13 protein-coding genes are annotated in these 15,530 nt (G+C 71.1%); 4 read left to right on the forward strand and 9 right to left on the reverse strand.

What is annotated here, in order from left to right; translation table 11 throughout:
* Positions 1-39 precede the first annotated feature (39 nt).
* Positions 40-801 carry a glycosyltransferase family 2 protein gene (locus DEI83_RS14075; RefSeq protein WP_111082569.1) on the forward strand — a complete coding sequence of 254 codons (762 nt, stop codon included), beginning with the start codon at positions 40-42 and terminating at the stop codon, positions 799-801.
* 167 nt (positions 802-968) lie between these two features.
* On the opposite strand, the gene DEI83_RS14080 is transcribed toward DEI83_RS14075, so the two are convergent.
* Positions 969-1,898 (reverse strand): NADP-dependent oxidoreductase, encoded by a 930-nt coding sequence (locus tag DEI83_RS14080; protein WP_111082570.1) that lies wholly within the window; start codon positions 1,896-1,898, stop codon positions 969-971.
* Positions 1,899-1,990: 92 nt separating this feature from the next.
* Here DEI83_RS14080 and DEI83_RS14085 point away from each other — a divergent pair, with 92 nt between their 5' ends.
* Positions 1,991-2,491: a MarR family winged helix-turn-helix transcriptional regulator gene (locus DEI83_RS14085; RefSeq protein WP_111082571.1), complete on the forward strand. Its 501-nt coding sequence runs from the start codon at positions 1,991-1,993 to the stop codon at positions 2,489-2,491.
* A gap of 307 nt (positions 2,492-2,798) precedes the next feature.
* On the opposite strand, the gene DEI83_RS14090 is transcribed toward DEI83_RS14085, so the two are convergent.
* The 6 genes from DEI83_RS14090 to DEI83_RS14115 form a co-directional block, all read right to left on the reverse strand.
* Positions 2,799-3,986, reverse strand: a complete 1,188-nt coding sequence (locus tag DEI83_RS14090; protein ID WP_111082572.1) for an ROK family transcriptional regulator — start codon at positions 3,984-3,986, stop codon at positions 2,799-2,801.
* 148 nt (positions 3,987-4,134) lie between these two features.
* Entirely contained in the window at positions 4,135-6,390 is a 2,256-nt protein-coding gene (gene yicI, locus DEI83_RS14095; protein WP_111082573.1) for an alpha-xylosidase, read from the reverse strand.
* On the reverse strand, positions 6,390-7,316 hold the full coding sequence (locus tag DEI83_RS14100) for a carbohydrate ABC transporter permease (protein ID WP_111082574.1): 927 nt from the start codon (positions 7,314-7,316) through the stop codon (positions 6,390-6,392). Before DEI83_RS14100 ends, yicI begins: the two co-directional genes overlap by 1 nt.
* The gene (locus DEI83_RS14105; RefSeq protein WP_181434279.1) at positions 7,313-8,215 is read right to left on the reverse strand and encodes a carbohydrate ABC transporter permease; all 903 of its coding nucleotides are present in this window, start codon (positions 8,213-8,215) and stop codon (positions 7,313-7,315) included. The genes DEI83_RS14100 and DEI83_RS14105 overlap by 4 nt, the downstream gene beginning before the upstream one ends.
* Before the next feature lie 190 nt (positions 8,216-8,405).
* Positions 8,406-9,710, reverse strand: a complete 1,305-nt coding sequence (locus tag DEI83_RS14110; RefSeq protein ID WP_111082576.1) for an extracellular solute-binding protein — start codon at positions 9,708-9,710, stop codon at positions 8,406-8,408.
* Between the two features lie 99 nt (positions 9,711-9,809).
* Positions 9,810-10,817, reverse strand: coding sequence for a LacI family DNA-binding transcriptional regulator (locus DEI83_RS14115; protein ID WP_111082577.1), 1,008 nt, complete (start codon positions 10,815-10,817; stop codon positions 9,810-9,812).
* Positions 10,818-11,092: 275 nt separating this feature from the next.
* Between DEI83_RS14115 and DEI83_RS14120 the strand changes: the two genes are divergently transcribed.
* Both DEI83_RS14120 and DEI83_RS14125 read left to right on the forward strand, forming a co-directional pair.
* Positions 11,093-11,581 (forward strand): hypothetical protein, encoded by a 489-nt coding sequence (locus tag DEI83_RS14120; RefSeq protein WP_111082578.1) that lies wholly within the window; start codon positions 11,093-11,095, stop codon positions 11,579-11,581.
* Positions 11,582-11,769: 188 nt separating this feature from the next.
* The gene (locus tag DEI83_RS14125; RefSeq protein WP_111082579.1) at positions 11,770-13,671 is read left to right on the forward strand and encodes an ABC transporter ATP-binding protein; all 1,902 of its coding nucleotides are present in this window, start codon (positions 11,770-11,772) and stop codon (positions 13,669-13,671) included.
* 57 nt (positions 13,672-13,728) lie between these two features.
* Here DEI83_RS14125 and DEI83_RS14130 read toward each other — a convergent pair whose 3' ends face one another.
* Both DEI83_RS14130 and DEI83_RS14135 read right to left on the reverse strand, forming a co-directional pair.
* A complete protein-coding gene (locus DEI83_RS14130) occupies positions 13,729-14,811 on the reverse strand; it encodes a Gfo/Idh/MocA family protein (RefSeq protein WP_111082595.1) in 1,083 nt (360 codons plus the stop codon).
* Complete coding sequence (locus DEI83_RS14135) at positions 14,808-15,500, reverse strand: ThuA domain-containing protein (protein WP_111082580.1); 693 nt, start codon at positions 15,498-15,500, stop codon at positions 14,808-14,810. Before DEI83_RS14135 ends, DEI83_RS14130 begins: the two co-directional genes overlap by 4 nt.
* Positions 15,501-15,530: the final 30 nt, after the last annotated feature.

The raw sequence follows: 15,530 nt of genomic DNA on the forward strand, positions 1-15,530 counted from the left end.
CGGCGCGTCTTCCCAGTGACCCTCCGGTTGGCTCGGGCCATGCCATCCGTGTCGGTCGTCATCCCGGTCCGGAACGACGCCCGACACCTGCGCCGCTGCCTGCACGCCCTGGCGGCGCAGACCCACCCCGCCGACGAGCTCGTCGTGGTGGACAACGGCAGTTCGGACGACAGCGCCGAGGTGGCACGGGCCGCGGGCGCCGTCGTGCGCAATGAGCCGGCTCGCGGGATCGCCAGGGCGGCCTCGCTGGGCTACGACACAGCCCGGGGTGACGTCATCGTCCGACTCGACGCCGACTCCGTCCCCCCGCCCGAGTGGATCGCCACCGCGGTCGACCTGCTCGTCGACCCGGGCGTCGTCGCGGTCACCGGCCCCGGCCGTCCGCTCGACGCCGGTCCGGTCGTCCGGGCACTCTGGCCGGTCCTCTACATGCAGCCGTACTTCGTCCTCATGCACGGGGCCCTCAGCCGTCCGCCCCTCTTCGGGTCCGCCGCTGCGCTCCGCCGCTCGACCTGGCTCGCCGTCCGCGACCGTGTGCACCGGGACGACCCCGAGGTGCACGACGACATCGACCTCAGCATGCAGTTCGACCCGGCCTGGCGGGTGCTGGCCGACCGCTCGCTCACGGTGCGGGTGTCCGCGCGACCGTTCTCGAGCCTCCCGTCCGCCGTGCTGCGGACGCGTCGCGCCTTCCACACGTTCCGCGTGAACGGTCGCCGTGCCACGCCGACGCGTCGGTGGGCGCGGCGGGCACGGGTGGCTCTGCAGGCCCGTGACCACGCGTGGTGGGGCGGCCGCTGACCCGGCCCGGGGGAACCGGGACGGGCCGGCCGCCGCACGACGGGGAGGTCCGCCCGGTTCGACTTCCCGGGGGTCCTCGACAAGAACGGGGCGGTCGAGGTGGTGCGATCGCCGCCCGGGGTCGGAGTGCCGACTCCATGAGGTGATCGCTCCGAGCGTCGTGCACCTCAGGGCAGGACGACCACCTTCCCGGCGATGCGACCCGTGCTCGCCTCCGCGTGCAGGGCCGGCAGCGCGTCCAGTGGGATACGGCGGGTGACCTCGACGTGGAGCGAGCCGTCGTCCACCATCGCCACCAGCCGTGCCAGGCGGTCGCGGTTCGGCAGCACGAACACCACGGCGGAGCGGACGCCGCGCTCGGCGTCGTCGGGAGCTGCCATCCAGGCCGTGGTGCTGACGACGACACCACCGTCACGGACGAGAGTGACGAGACGGGTGAACTCCTCGGGCTCGATCGGCGCGAGGTTGAGCAGGACGTCGACCGGTTCGGTGACGGCGTCGGCGAGGTCCGTCGTCGTGTGGTCGACGACCTCGTCCGCGCCCGCTGAGAGCACGGCGTCGGCGCTGCGGGGGCTCGCGGTCGCGATGACGTGCACACCCCACTGCTTGGCGAGCTGGACCGCGTACTTCCCGACGACGCCACCGGCTCCGACGACGAGCAGGCGCTGCCCGGCTTCGAGTCCACCGTCGTCGACGAGTGCCTGCCACGCGGTGAGTGCGACGGACGGAAGGGCCGCGGCGTCCTCGAGCGGGATGCTCGTCGGTGCGTGCACCAGGGCCTCGGCGGGCGCGATGACGTACTCCGCAGCGCCGCCGTCGCGCTCCATCGGCAGGAACCCGATGACGGCGTCACCGACGGCGAGCCCGTCGACGCCGGCGCCCAGGGCGTCGACCGTGCCGGAGACGTCGTAGCCGGGGACGTGCGGCAGGACGACCGGGATGGGGAGGAACCCCGCTCGCATGCCGTTGTCAGCGGCGTTGAACGCGGAGGCGGCGACGCGCACGCGAACCTCGCCCGCAGCCGGGACGGGCTGCTCGATGTCCACGGTGCGGAGCACCTCGGGGCCGCCGACTTCGGAGAACTGGATGGCCTTCATGGTCGTTTCCTCTCGTTGTTGCTTCGAGTTCGAAGCACTTGCCAGGAACGTACCACTGCTTCGAACTCGAAGCAACAGGTAGGATCGAGATCGTGCCGGAGACCCCACGCCCACTGACCGCCGCGGAACTGTCCGCCTACCTGTCCTTCACCGAGGTGAGCGCCCTGCTCCGCCCCGCGGTCGAGAAGCAGCTCAAGGACGTCGGGGCGCTCAGCTACGTGCAGTTCCAGCTGCTCGCGCGACTCGGCGACACCCCGAGCGGCAGCCGGAGCATGACCGAACTGGCCGACGGCGTCGTCTACAGCCGGAGCGGTCTCACGTACCAGGCGCAGTTGCTCGACCAGCGCGGGCTCGTGTCGCGGTCGGCGTCCCCCGAGGACGAACGCCGGGTCGTCGTGACCATCACCGACGCCGGGCGCGAGGTGCTCGCAGCGGTGTTCCCCGGGCACATCGCCCTCGTGCGGGAACTCCTGTTCGCGTCGCTGTCGGACGACGAGACCGAGGCACTCGCCGGCATCCTCGGCATGGTTGCCGGCCGCCTGCGCGAGGCACCGCCGCGCTCTGCAGCCCCACGTCGTCGCAAGGCGACCTGAGCCCCCGCCCGTCATCCAGCCGCCCGACCAAGCCGTCGAGCGGCACCCGCGGCCGGACCTGAACACGCCCCAGCCGGACGGCGTAGCGTCGCTCCAGTCGCCCAGCCGGAAGGCACACGAGGGACCCTGACCTCGTGGAGCGACGACTCGCGCCTGCCACTCCCGGAGGCACGCGCTGGCCGTGGACGCCCGCCCCTGACCCGAACTGCGGCGGGCGTCCGCGATCCCATCCAGATCGGCGCCCCGGAGGCCGGTGACGGTCCGGCCCCGCGCCTCCCGTCCGGAGCGTCCGCACCGACGAGCGGCGTCAGCCCGCGGCGGGATCCGCGAGCAGCGACGCGAACGCGAGCTCGGCCGCACCGCGGAACAGCACGCTGCCGACGAGTTCAGCCGGCACGATCCGCAGGTCCTCGCCCATCGCCGTCATCGTCTGCGCGCGGACCGCGTCCTCCAGCCGACTGCCGACGTGCCGGAGCAGCGTGCCGAGGAACCCGCCGAGCACGACGACGTCGGGGTTGACGGTGTGCACCACGTTGCGGATGGCGACGGCGAGCGCCGTGACCTGCCGCTCGACGACCGCGGCGAGCTCCGGCCCGGGCCCGTCGGCGAGGACCTCCCCGAGCCGGTCGGCCTCGGCGATCCCGAGTCCCGCGGCGTCGAGCAGTGCCGCCTGCGAAGCCTCGGTCTCGAGGCAGCCGACCGCGCCGCAGTGGCACCGGATGCCGTTGGCGGCGACGAAGGTGTGCCCGAGTTCGCCGGCGTACCCGTCGGTGCCGGTCAGGGGACGGCCTCCGGTGATGATCCCGCCGCCGATGCCGCTCGCGCCGCCGTTGACGTAGACGACGTCGGTGGCGCCACGGCCGGCCCCGTACAGGAACTCCGCGGTGACACCGAGGTTCGCGTCGTTCGCAGCCCGGACCGGCAGCCCGGTGCGCTCAGCCAGCGGCGCGGCGAAGGCCTCGTCCCGCCAGGCCAGGTGCGGTGCGTACCGGACCACGCCGTCGTCGACGCGCACGATGCCGGGGACGGAGACGGCGACGCCGACGACCCGACGGCTTGCGATCCGCTGGCGCTCGACCGCGGCGGCGGTGAGATCAGTGGCGATGGTCAGAGCCTCATCCGGCGTGGAGACGGTCGAGGTCCGGACGGTACGACGTTCGTGCTCGGTGCCGTCCAGACCGATGACGGCCAGCGTGACAGCGTCGATCTCGGGGACGATCGTGAGGGCGACGACCTCGGCGGACGCGGACACGGTCGCACTCGGACGGCCGACGCCGGTCGCGGGTGGCGCGTCCCCCTCGACGACGAGGCCGAGGTCGACGAGCTCTCCGACGAGGGCAGCGACGGTCGACCGGTTCAGCCCGGTCTCACGCGTCAGTGCCGAGCGCGGCATCGGCCCGCCCACGTGCACGAGCCGCAGGACCCGGGCGAGGTTGCGCCGCCGGACGACGTCCGTGGTGCGCACCGGACGGGAGGCCGTGCTCGCCTCCGCCATGTCCGCTCCGATCCGTCGTGGTCCCCGTCAGCGTAGTGCGCGGCACGGCGCCCGCCCGCGGCGCTCCGCCAGGCCGAGCCTCGGCCCGGCGGACATCCTGCAGCCTCCGGAGCCGCGAGACGTCCGCCGAGCCGAGGCTCGCCGCGGGTCAGCCGGCGACGCTGACCGTGCCGTCCGCCGCGTACCTGACTTCGTACGTCACAGCACGGCCGTCGGGCGCCGTCACCACGACGGGCCGGGCGCCGGCACCCGCGGAGCCCGGGAACGCCCGGAACTCGAGCGCCTCGTGGTAGTCGTGGTCCGGCCGGTCGGTCCGCGTGGACAGCGGGAGCACGGCGCCCTCGCGGACCCAGAGCGGCAGCGTGTCGAAGCCGTGCTGCTCACGCCGCCAGACCCCGCCGGGAACGACCTCGCCCGTGAACCAGTTCGTCCACGAGCCGGCGGCCAGCCAGTACTCGACGTCGCCGGTCTCGCTGAACACCGGCGCGACGAGCAGGTCCGCGCCGAGCATGTACTGCCGGTCGCAGTACGCCGCGGTCGGGTCGTCCGGGAACGCCAGCGGCATCGGGCGCATGACGGGGATCCCCCGCGCCGACGCCTCGAGCCCGGCCGCGTACAGGTACGGCATCAGCCGGAGCTTCAGCTCGGTGAAGATCCGCGTGACGTCGACGGCCTCCTCGTCGAACGCCCACGGCACCCGGTAGGAGCTGCTGCCGTGGAACCGGCTGTGCGACGACAGCAGCCCGAACTGCACCCAGCGCTTGAAGACGGCCGGGTCGGGCATCCCCTCGAACCCGCCGATGTCGTGCGACCAGAAGCCGAAGCCGGACAGCGCGAGCGAGAGCCCGCCGCGCAGGGTCTCGGCCATCGACGGGAACGACGAGGTGTTGTCGCCACCCCAGTGCACCGGCATCTGCTGCCCCCCGGCCGTGGCGGAGCGGGCGAACAGCACGGCGTCGCCCTTCCCGCGGGTCTCCTCGAGCACCTCGAACACCGCCTGGTTGTACAGCTGCGTGTAGAGGTTGTGCAAGCGCTCGGGGTCGCTGCCGTCGGCGTAGACGACGTCCAGGGGGATGCGCTCGCCGAAGTCGGTCTTGAAGCAGTCGACACCCTGCTCGACGAGCGCCCGGAGCTTCGCCTGGTACCAGGCGGTGGCCTCGGGGTTGGTGAAGTCGACGAGGCCCATGCCGGCCTGCCACAGGTCCCACTGCCAGACCGTGCCGTCGGGGTTCATCACGAGGTAGCCGGCATCGGCCGCCTCGTCGAACAACTTCGACGCCTGCCCGATGTACGGGTTGATCCAGACGCAGACGCGCAGGTCCTTGTCGTGCAGCCGCTCGAGCATGCCGGTGGGGTCGGGGAACACCCGGGGGTCCCACTCGAAGTCGCACCAGGTGAACTCGCGCATCCAGAAGCAGTCGAAGTGGAACACCGAGACGGGCAGCTGACGGGCGGCCATCTCGTCGACGAACGAGGTCACGGTCGCCTCGTCGTAGTCGGTCGTGAACGAGGTCGACAGCCACAGCCCGTACGACCAGGCCGGCACGTGTGCCGGGCGACCGGTCAGCGCGGTGTACCGCTCGAGCACGCCCGCGGGGGTGCCGCCGCCGATGACGTGGAAGACGAGTGACTCCCCCGGCACCGAGAACTGCACGCGCTCGACGGTCTCGGACCCGACCTCGAAGGACACGTGCCCCGGGTGGTCGACGAGAACGCCGTAGCCGCGGTTCGTCAGGTAGAACGGCACGTTCTTGTACGCCTGTTCGCTGGACGTGCCGCCGTCCGCGTTCCAGATGTCGACGGTCTGCCCGTTCTTCACGAGCGGCCCGAAGCGCTCCCCGAGTCCGTAGACGAGCTCCCCGACGCCGAGGTCGAGCTGCGCGTGCACGAACGTGTCCGACGCGGGGGCGTCCGCGCCCTGGACCCGGGCGTTGCCGACGACTCCGCGCGACACCTCGGCGCCGGGCTCGAGCGTGACGTACCCGAGCGACTTGTGCCCGGAGCCGGTCAGGACCCGCCCCTCGGACAGGAACCGGAGGTCCCACGGCGCCCCGGGCGTGACGACGGCCGACAGGTCGCCCGAAGTGAGGGTCCCGACACCGTCCTCGACCGTGACGGAGCCGTGCCCCGCCTCCTGGCCGACCAGGTCGAACGACAGCTCGGGTCGGCGACCGCGGTGGTGCTCGACGCGGACGGTGACCACGCCCTCCATGGGGCTGGACAGCGAGACGGTGAGGGTCGGACGGTTGAGGGTGTCGCCCCGCGACGCGATGACCTTGGTCGGTGCCGTGACGACCAGGCGGTCACCCTCGGGCGACTGCCGTGCGTCGATGTCGTACGCCTCGGCGGCGTACACGGGGTGGACTCCGGGCCTGAGCTGCCAGAACCCGTCGGTGAACTTCATTACTTGACCGCTCCTGCCGTGATGCCGCGCGCGAGCGTGCGCTGGAAGATGAGGAAGAACACGAGCGTCGGGATGAGCCCGAGCAGGGCCGAAGCGCTCGTGGTCGTGACGTCCATGAGCCGGTCGCCCTGCAGCAGGGAGATCGCGACGGGGACCGTCTGGTTGTCGTTGCTGACCAGGAAGGTCAGCGGGATGAGGAACTCGTTCCACGTCCAGATGAAGAAGAAGATGAGCAGGACCGACAGGGTCGGGCGGCTGATCGGGACGATGACCCGCCAGAGCACCCGCCAGCGGCCCGCGCCGTCGAGCGCCGCTGCCTCGAGGATCTCCTTCGGGAAGGTGCCGTACACGCTGGAGAGCAGGTAGGTGCCGAACGCGGACTGGATCACCGTGAAGACGATGATGACGCTCCACACGTTGTCGTACAGTCCGATGCCCTTGAACATCATGTAGAGCGGGTAGAGCAGCACCTCCTGCGGCAGCATGTTCGCGAGCATGAACAGCACCACGATCCAGGTGCGGTAGCGGACCCGGCCGATGCCGATCGCGAACGCGTTGAGGATCGAGATGAGCACCGCGAGCAGTGCCACCATGCCGCTGATGAACACGCTGTTCCAGAGCTTCAGCGGGAAGTCGACCCGGTTCCAGAACGTCGTGATGCCGTCGAAGGACAGCTGGGACGGCCAGGCGAGCGGCCCGCCGGCGGCGTAGTCCGCGGGCGTCTTGAACGAGTTGAGCAGGATGAGCAGGAACGGCGCGGCGATGAGCACCGCGATGACGATCCCACCGGCGAGGACGACCCAGTCGGAGGGCCGCTTGATCCCACCCTCACCGGGCCGCTTGCGCGGCTTCGCCGTCGTCGGCCGGGAGGCCCGTCCCGCGTCCGCGGTGACGGTCGCCCTGGTGTCGGGTGCGGACACGGTCATCGTGCCTCCTCCTTGCGTTCGGCCCGGTTCTGGGCGGCGATGAACCCGATGGCGACGATGACGATGACGACCGTCAGGGCCGTGGCGATGGTCGCGCCGTAGCCGACCTGCTGCGCCTGGAAGAACTGGCTGTACGAGTAGTAGCTCGGCACGATCGTGGCGTTGCCGGGGCCGCCGCCGGTCAGGGCGTAGACGGGACCGAACACCTTGAGTGCCGCGATCGTGCAGGTGAGGACGACGACGAAGATCTCGGGCCGGATGATGTGGACGGTGATGGAGCGGAAGCGCTGGAACCAGTTCGCGCCGTCGAGCTCGGCGGCCTCGTAGAGCTCCGGGTCGACGCGCTGCAGTGCCGCCATGAACACGACGACCGGGTAGCCGATCTGCACCCAGACGAGGACGACCGCGACGGAGAGCAGTGCGGTGTCCGGGCTGCCGAGCCAGTTGTGCTGCAGTCCGGAGAGCCCGACCGCGCCGAGGACCGCGTTGAGGGCGCCGTTCTCCGGGCGGAGGATCCACCCGATGACGATCGCCGCGATGACGGCCGGCAGGATCTGCGGCAGGTAGTAGGTGGCGCGGAGGAAGCTCGCGAGCTTGCCGCCGAACTTCTTGCCGATGACGTCGAACAGTGCGGCGGCGAGGACGAGCCCGAGGCTGGTCGGCACGATCACCATCGCGAGGATCATCACGATGCTGTTCCGGAAGGAGATCCAGAACTGCCCGTCGGCCATCAGACGGCGCCAGTTGTCGAGGCCGGTGAACTGCGGCGGCAGGATCCCGCGGTAGTTCGTGAACGACAGGTACACGTTCCAGCCGAGCGGCACGAGGATGATCGCGGCCAGCAGGACGAAGCCGGGCAGCAGGTAGAACCAGTAGCTGCCGCGGCCGGAGGCGGGCATGATCGCGCCGTCGTCGCGGCGGCGGGGGCGGGGGACGCGGCCACGGAGCGGCGCGATCGGAGGACTGGACGCCATCGTCGGGCTTCCCTTCCGGGGAGGTGAGGGTCTGCGGGGTGAGGGGGCCGGGAGGCGCGGTGCGGGTCGGACCTGCACCGTGCCTCCCGGGATGACCGCGTCAGCGGCGGCCGGTTCAGCCGGTGACGGCCTTGACGCCGTCGGCGTACTGCTGGCCGAGTTCCTCGTTGACCTGTTTCGGCGAGCTGCTGCCGTTCAGGACGCTCTGCAGACCGGCGTTCAGCTGGTCGTAGAAGGTCGAGGTGGGCCAGTCGGGGTAGAACGCCAGGCCGTCACGCTCGGTGAGCGTGTTGAAGTTGGCGATGAGTTCCTTGCTCTTCTCGTCCGTGATGTCGGACTCGGTCGCCGCGACCGGGACGCCACCGTTGTTGCCGATGATCGCCTGCATCTCGGGGCGGAGCGTGATGTCGATGAACTCCTCGGCGAGCGTCTTGTTCTTCGCCTTGGTCGGGACGACCCAGAGGTTGCCCGACGAGCCGGGCGACATCTCGGCGCCGGGGTAGAGGAACGTGCCCCAGTCCTGCTGCATCTCGGTGCCGAAGCGGCCGTACCACCACGAGCCGGAGAAGAACATCGGGTACTTGCCGCTGATGAAGGCGGTGCCCGCGTCCTCGGCCTTCATGCCGGTGGCGTCCTTCGAGATGTAGCCCTTGTCGGTCCAGTCCTGGATCGTCTTCGTGGCGTAGCTGATCTGCTCGTCCGAGAAGTCGACCGGGTTCTTGTACAGCTGGTAGTCGTCGACCCAGCTCCGGTCTGCCTTGGTCAGCGCGAGCTGGTACCAGAGCTGGCCGAGCGGGTACTCCGCTGCCGACTCGGCGAGCGGCGTGACGCCCTTCGACTCGAAGGTCGCCATGGCCTTCTCGAGGTCGGCCTCGGTCTTCGGGACCTCGACGCCGTACTTCTCGAAGAGCTCCTTGTTGTAGTAGAACTCGACGTACTCGCCGTAGTCGGGCACGCCGTACCAGGAGCCGGAGCCCATCACGCCCTTCTCGTCGTACCGGGCCGTGGTCTGCAGCGACTTGGCGAGCTTGTCGTCCCAGCCGTACTTCTCCACCGCGTCGTCGAGCGGGCTGAGCAGGCCCTGGCTGGCGAGCAGGCCAGCCGTGGCGTTGCCCTTGTTGTACTCGATGAGGTCCGGGGCCTGGTCCGAGTTCAGTGACTGGCTGGCCGTCTTCCGGATCTGCTCGAAGCTCTTCTCCTGGAACTCGACCTTTGCGCCGGTCTCCTTCTCGAAGACCTTGATCGACTCCTTCCAGGCCTTGCCCATGGCGGAGTCCTCGGACTCGAAGTGCCAGAGCTTCAGGGTCTTGCCGTCTTCGTTGCTGCGGTCGTCGGCGCTCCCGCCGGCCGAGCAGCCGGTGAGGACGACGGCGGTCGCGGCGAGCCCGGCGAGTGCGCCGAGCAGGCGTGACTTCTTCATGTCGCTACTTCCTTGTAGGTGGTTTCGGAGCTGGGTTGGTCGTGATGATCGAAGCGCTTCGACGATGGACCGCCGAAGGCGATGTCCGATCAGGGCCGGTCAGTGCACCGGCCGGATGGACCCGCGGTCGATGAACCGCGGTCGGAGGAGGGTGACACCCGGTTCACGGGCACCGTCGACCTGACGGACGGCGCCCTCCACGGCGCCGCGGCACATCTCCTCGAGCGGGAGGGGGATGGTGGACAGGGGGACCTCGAGCGCGTCGGTGTCGTAGCTCGCGCACGCGGCGAGCACGCTGACGTCCTCCGGGACGCGGACGCCCCGGGACACGAGGTGGGCGAGGACGGCCTCGACGACGGGCTCGTTGCAGTGGAACACGAGTGCCGTCATGTCGGGCAGTCCGGCGAGCAACTCGTCGGCGGCCGCGCGCTGGTCGGCACGGTCGAGGGACGGGTACAGCGCGAGCGTGGCGATGCCGGCGGCCCGGCACTCGTCCTCGAACGCGTCGGCGAAGCGGCGGATGAAGCCCGTGTGCCGCTCCACGTACGTGGCGGGGTGGCCGATGACCCCGATGCTGCGGTGCCCGGCGGCGGCGAGTTGCCGGACGGATGCACGACCGGCCTCGGCGAAGTCGAGGTCGATGCACGTCAGGCCCGTGGTGTCACCCGGGACGCCGACGAAGGCTGCGGCGGCACCCGAACGGCGCACGACCTCGGCCCGTTCGTCGTCCGTGGACACCCCGAGCACGACGACCCCGTCGACCAGCGAGCTGTCGACCACGCGGCGGATCCCGGTGACCTCGTCGTCGCGGGCGAGCAGGAGCACGTCGTCGTCGTGGGCCCGCGCTGCCTCGACCACCGCGGTGACGAAGCGCATGTGCGTCGGCAGGTGCGCGTCCTCCCGGATCGGGGCGGACAGGGCGAGGATGTTCGTGCGGGCGCCGGCGAGCATCCGGGCGCCGGCGTTCGGGCGGTAGTCGAGCTGGGCGACGGCCTGGTCGATGCGCGCCCGGGTGGTGGCGGAGATGCTGCGCTTGCCGGAGAGGGCGTACGAGACGGTCGAGATCGACACGCCTGCGGCCTTCGCCACCTCGTGGATCGTCACCATGTGCGCACCTCCTCGTGCCGGTCGTCGTCGCTCGCGGGCCGCCGGCGAAGGGCCGGTGAAGCGCTTCGACGAGCTCGCGACGGCGACGCTAACAGCGTCGAAGCGCTTCGCGCAACCGTTTTGTTGGCGGAGCCGACAAATGGAGCGCGCCACGGCGATCCGCGCCTCGAGAGAGGCGGGCGCCCGGCGGTGCACACGGGAGCGGACATCACGAATCGTCATCGCTCGATCGACTTCGTGGGTTCGGCGCAGGTCTCCCTGCCAGGATCATCCGCATGGGGGCACGCAGCACGTACGTCATGACCGCATTCGTGATCAGCACCATCGGGGCGGTGGCGCTCAGCGGGTGCACGGCCGGTGAACCAGTGCCGACGAGGACCGTGACCGTCAGCGCGACACCCCGGGCGCTGGCACCGGGCGACACCGACGTCAGCGCCGCTGCCGTGTGCGGGCAGGTGAGCGCCGTCGAGACCATCACGTTCAACGCCGCCGATGCACACCAGCGCGGTGCGCTCGGCGACGAGGCGTACCGGTCTCGTCTCGACGCTGCGCGCTTCGTCTACGAACGGCTCCCGTCCGTCGGGGACGTCGGCGCGTCGGTCGCCGAGCTGCAGACGTGGTGGCTGACGGACCACCCGGCCGACGGTTCGGCGCTCGCGCTCGATCCGGACGACGCGGAGTTGCAGGACGCCATCCAGTCCGTCGGAGCGGCCTGCAGCGCAGTGGGCTCGCCGGTCAGCATCTCGGCTGCGTCCGGCGGCTGACGAGCAGACCGTCCCGGCGGCCCGTCCGACTGCCGCCCGCCGACTCCGTGGGAGCCGGGTCGCGCACCCGCTCGCACCAGGTGTGCCGATCGGCCGTATTCTTGCCCCTTGCTCGTCGCCGTGCGGAACGACGCAGTCTCGGGCATGCCGACATCGCGGTCGGGCCCGTTGCCACGGAAGGAACTGCAATGAGCATGGAGAGCGCGGCCTGGAGCTCGCTGTACAAGATCTCGACCGCCAGGGACGGCAAGCACGGCTTCTCCCGCGAGTCGGTCCGGCGGATCATGACGTTCGCCGTGCCGTACCGGGCGAAGCTGGTGGTCTTCATCGGCCTCTCCGTCGTGGGGGCGTTCCTCGCGGTCGCGACGCCGGTGCTCGCCGGCCGGGTCGTCGACGTCATCGTCGACCGAGGCGCGGTCGCCACGATCGTCTGGCTCGCCGTCGTCATCGCCCTCGTCGCCGTGGCCGACGCCGCCGTGTCGCTCCTGACACGCTGGTTCTCGGCGCGGATCGGCGAAGGCGTGATCCTGGACCTCCGCACCGCCGTCTTCGACCACGTGCAGCAGATGCCGATCGCCTTCTTCACGCGCACGCGGACGGGCGCCCTGGTCAGCCGCCTCAACAACGACGTGATCGGCGCGCAGCAGGCCTTCAGCGGCACGCTCTCCGGCGTGGTCACGAACCTCGTGGCACTGGTCCTCACCCTGACCGTCATGCTCAGCACGTCCTGGCTCGTGACGGTGCTCGCGGTGATCATGCTCCCGATCTTCCTCGTGCCAGCCCGCCGCATGGGCAGCCGCCTGGCTGCGCTGCGCCGCGAGGCCGCCGACCACAACGCCGCCATGAGCACGCAGATGACCGAGCGCTTCTCCGCGCCGGGCGCCACCCTCGTGAAGCTGTTCGGCCGGCCCGACGAGGAGGCCGAGGAGTTCCGCGTCCGCGCGGCCCGGGTCCGTGACATCGGGGTCCGCACCGCGTTGCTGCAGTTCGTCTTCGTCACCGCGCTGACCCTCGTGTCCGCCCTCGCCCTCGCGCTCGTGTACGGGCTCGGCGGGTTCCTCGCACTCGCCGGGCAGCTGGACACCGGCGCGGTGGTCACCCTGGCGCTCCTCCTCACCCGCCTCTACGTGCCGCTGACCGGCCTCGCGAACGCACGGGTCGAGATCATGAGCGCGGTGGTGAGCTTCGAGCGCGTCTTCGAGGTCCTCGACCTGAAGCCGCTCATCCAGGAGAAGCCCGACGCCGTCACGATCCCCGACGGTCCGGTGGCGGTCGAGTTCGACGACGTCCGCTTCGCCTACCCCTCCGCGGACAAGGTGTCCCTCGCCTCCCTCGAGGAGGTCTCCACACTGGACACCCGCGGCGGCGAGGAGGTGCTGCACGGCGTGTCCTTCCGGATCGAGCCGGGGCAGACCGTCGCCCTCGTAGGGACGTCCGGTGCCGGCAAGTCCACGATCGCGCAGCTCCTCGCGCGCCTGTACGACGTCGACAGCGGTGCCGTGCGCCTGGCGGGGACGGACGTGCGCGACGTCACGTTCGCCTCGATGCGGCACACCATGGGCATGGTCACGCAGGACGGCCACCTGTTCCACGAGACCATCGGCGCCAACCTGCGCCTCGCGCAGCCGGAGGCGTCCGACGACGAGGTGTGGGACGCTGTCCGCCGTGCCCGGTTCGAGCCGCTCATCCGGTCCCTGCCGGACCAGCTCGACACCATGGTCGGTGAGCGTGGCTACCGGCTGTCCGGGGGTGAGCGCCAGCGGATGACCATCGCGCGGCTCCTGCTCGCGCAGCCGCGCGTCGTCATCCTCGACGAGGCGACGGCGGCGCTGGACTCGACGTCGGAAGCCGCCGTGCAGGCGGCACTGAGCGAGGCGCTCGAAGGCCGGACGGCGATGGTGATCGCGCACCGCCTCTCCACCATCCGCAGCGCGGACCTGATCCTCGTGGTCGAGGACGGCTCGATCGTCGAGCGCGGGACGCACGAGGAACTGCTGGCCGCCGGTGGGCGGTACGAGGAACTGCACCGGACCCAGTTCGCGGTGCAGAAGGAGGTCGCGGCGGACGAGCAAGCACTGAGCGGGACCTAGGCCCCGCTCAGCGGGCACGGGGGCACGGTGCCCTCGTACCGCTCCAGCTCGTCCGGCCTACGTGAGCGGGACCGGTGCCGGCCGGGAGGCCCGACTCACGACGTCGACGACGGCGTGCGTCCGCCCCGCGGTCGCGATGGACTCCATGACGTCGAGCACGTGGAACGCCAGTTCGCCGGAGGCCCGGTGCTGCTCCCCCGAGGCGATCGCCCGCGCCATGTCCGCGAGGCCCACCCCGCGCCCGGCGTCCCGGTGCCCGGCGAGTTCCGGCAGCTCCCGGAACGTGCGGTCCTCCGCGGTGGCGATCCGGGTGGGGTCGGAGAACCGGTTCGGGTCGGCGACCGACAGCGACCCGGCGGTGCCGTGCACCTCGAACAGCGGCGCCTCGGTCGCCCAGACCTCGAACGACACCGTCATCGTGGAGACGACCCCGCCCTCGTGTTCCAGGACCGCGACGACGTGGGTGTCGACGTCGACCGGCAGGACCTGACCGGCGTTCGGTCCGGTGGCGACCGTGCGCTGTCGCGTCGACCGGGTCGTGGTGCCGCTGACGCGCACCACGGAGCCGAAGAACGTGACGAGGCTGGTCAGGTAGTACGGGCCCATGTCGAGCAGCGGGCCGCCGCCGGGCTGGTAGTAGAAGCCGGGTGCCGGGTGCCAGAGCTCGTGGCCGGGTGCGCTCCACGACACCGCCGCGGCGACCGGCGTGCCGATTCGCCCCTCGTCGAGCGCCGCACGGGCGGTCTGGATCCCGGTGCCGAGGACGGTGTCCGGCGCGCTGCCGACCCGCAGGCCCGCGGCCTCTGCAGCGGCCAGGACGGGAGCGGCCTCGGCGGTGCTCAGCGCGAGGGGCTTCTCCCCGTAGACGTGCTTTCCCGCGGCGAGCGCCCGGAGGGCCACCTCGGCGTGCGCAGCCGGGATCGTCAGGTTGAGCACGACGTCGACGTCGTCGGACGCGAGCAGCTCGTCGACCCCGAGCGCCTGCACGCCCTGCTCGGCGGCGACGGCGGCAGCGCGGGCGGTGTCGAGGTCGGCGACCGCGGTGAGCCGGAGGTCCGGCAGCGACGGGAACTGCTCGAGGTACTGCCGGCTGATGTTGCCGACGCCGACCATGCCGACGCGGAGGGGTGCGGCGCTCATCGGGCTGCCCACAGCAGACCGCGCTCGATGACGGTCCGGACCGGCTGCGACTCCACGATCTCGATCCGGTGCCCGGGCGCCGAGACGAAGATCCGCCCCTTCCCCCACTGCCGTGTCCAGATCGCCGGCGAGGTCACCGGGCGGTTCCAGGCGTCCCAGCTCCGGGCCTCCTGGGTGGTGGTGGCGAGGACGTCGTCGTACTCGTCGCTGAGCACCCAGTACTGCTCGCTGACGAGGTCGAAGTCGTCGATGCCCTGCGTGATCGGGTGCTCGCGGCCGAGGTCCGTCATGTGCACCGTGTACGGGATGTAGTTGTCCGACTGCTCCCCCACGCGCTCGTCCGGGTGCTTGCCCGCGTGGTGGGCGAACTGGCCGCCGATCATGTGCAGGTAGTCGGCGTTGGCGCGGTACGAGTCCGCGATGCCGCCGTGCCACCCGGCCATGCCGGTGCCGGCGAGGACCGCCCGCTGCAGACCGGCGAACTCCTCGTCGGCGATCGTCGACATCGTGTTCACCTGCACGACCAGGTCGGTGGCGGCCATGACCGCCTGGTCGGCGTAGACGGCGGTGCCCTCCTCGACGCGCACGTCGAAGCCGTGGTCGCGGAGGAACGGGATGAAGAGCTCGGTGGTCTCGACGGGCATGTGCCCGTCCCAGCCGCCGCGGACGACGAGTGCCTGGCGTTGCATGGATGCAGCTCCTGAGGGGAAGGGGTCGGT

It is taken from the genome of Curtobacterium sp. MCBD17_021, assembly GCF_003234525.1.
Lineage (GTDB): Bacteria > Actinomycetota > Actinomycetes > Actinomycetales > Microbacteriaceae > Curtobacterium.

What these genes read in the sequence shown, in the direction of transcription:
- yicI (WP_111082573.1), bottom strand. Translation starts at nt 6,390, where the DNA reads ATGAAGTTCACCGACGGGTTCTGGCAGCTCAGGCCCGGAGTCCACCCC.
- DEI83_RS14125 (WP_111082579.1), top strand. Translation starts at nt 11,770, where the DNA reads ATGAGCATGGAGAGCGCGGCCTGGAGCTCGCTGTACAAGATCTCGACC.
- DEI83_RS14075 (WP_111082569.1), top strand. Translation starts at nt 40, where the DNA reads ATGCCATCCGTGTCGGTCGTCATCCCGGTCCGGAACGACGCCCGACAC.
- DEI83_RS14080 (WP_111082570.1), bottom strand. Translation starts at nt 1,898, where the DNA reads ATGAAGGCCATCCAGTTCTCCGAAGTCGGCGGCCCCGAGGTGCTCCGC.
- DEI83_RS14135 (WP_111082580.1), bottom strand. Translation starts at nt 15,500, where the DNA reads ATGCAACGCCAGGCACTCGTCGTCCGCGGCGGCTGGGACGGGCACATG.
- DEI83_RS14100 (WP_111082574.1), bottom strand. Translation starts at nt 7,316, where the DNA reads ATGACCGTGTCCGCACCCGACACCAGGGCGACCGTCACCGCGGACGCG.
- DEI83_RS14120 (WP_111082578.1), top strand. Translation starts at nt 11,093, where the DNA reads ATGGGGGCACGCAGCACGTACGTCATGACCGCATTCGTGATCAGCACC.
- DEI83_RS14110 (WP_111082576.1), bottom strand. Translation starts at nt 9,710, where the DNA reads ATGAAGAAGTCACGCCTGCTCGGCGCACTCGCCGGGCTCGCCGCGACC.
- DEI83_RS14130 (WP_111082595.1), bottom strand. Translation starts at nt 14,811, where the DNA reads ATGAGCGCCGCACCCCTCCGCGTCGGCATGGTCGGCGTCGGCAACATC.
- DEI83_RS14115 (WP_111082577.1), bottom strand. Translation starts at nt 10,817, where the DNA reads ATGGTGACGATCCACGAGGTGGCGAAGGCCGCAGGCGTGTCGATCTCG.
- DEI83_RS14090 (WP_111082572.1), bottom strand. Translation starts at nt 3,986, where the DNA reads ATGGCGGAGGCGAGCACGGCCTCCCGTCCGGTGCGCACCACGGACGTC.
- DEI83_RS14105 (WP_181434279.1), bottom strand. Translation starts at nt 8,215, where the DNA reads ATGCCCGCCTCCGGCCGCGGCAGCTACTGGTTCTACCTGCTGCCCGGC.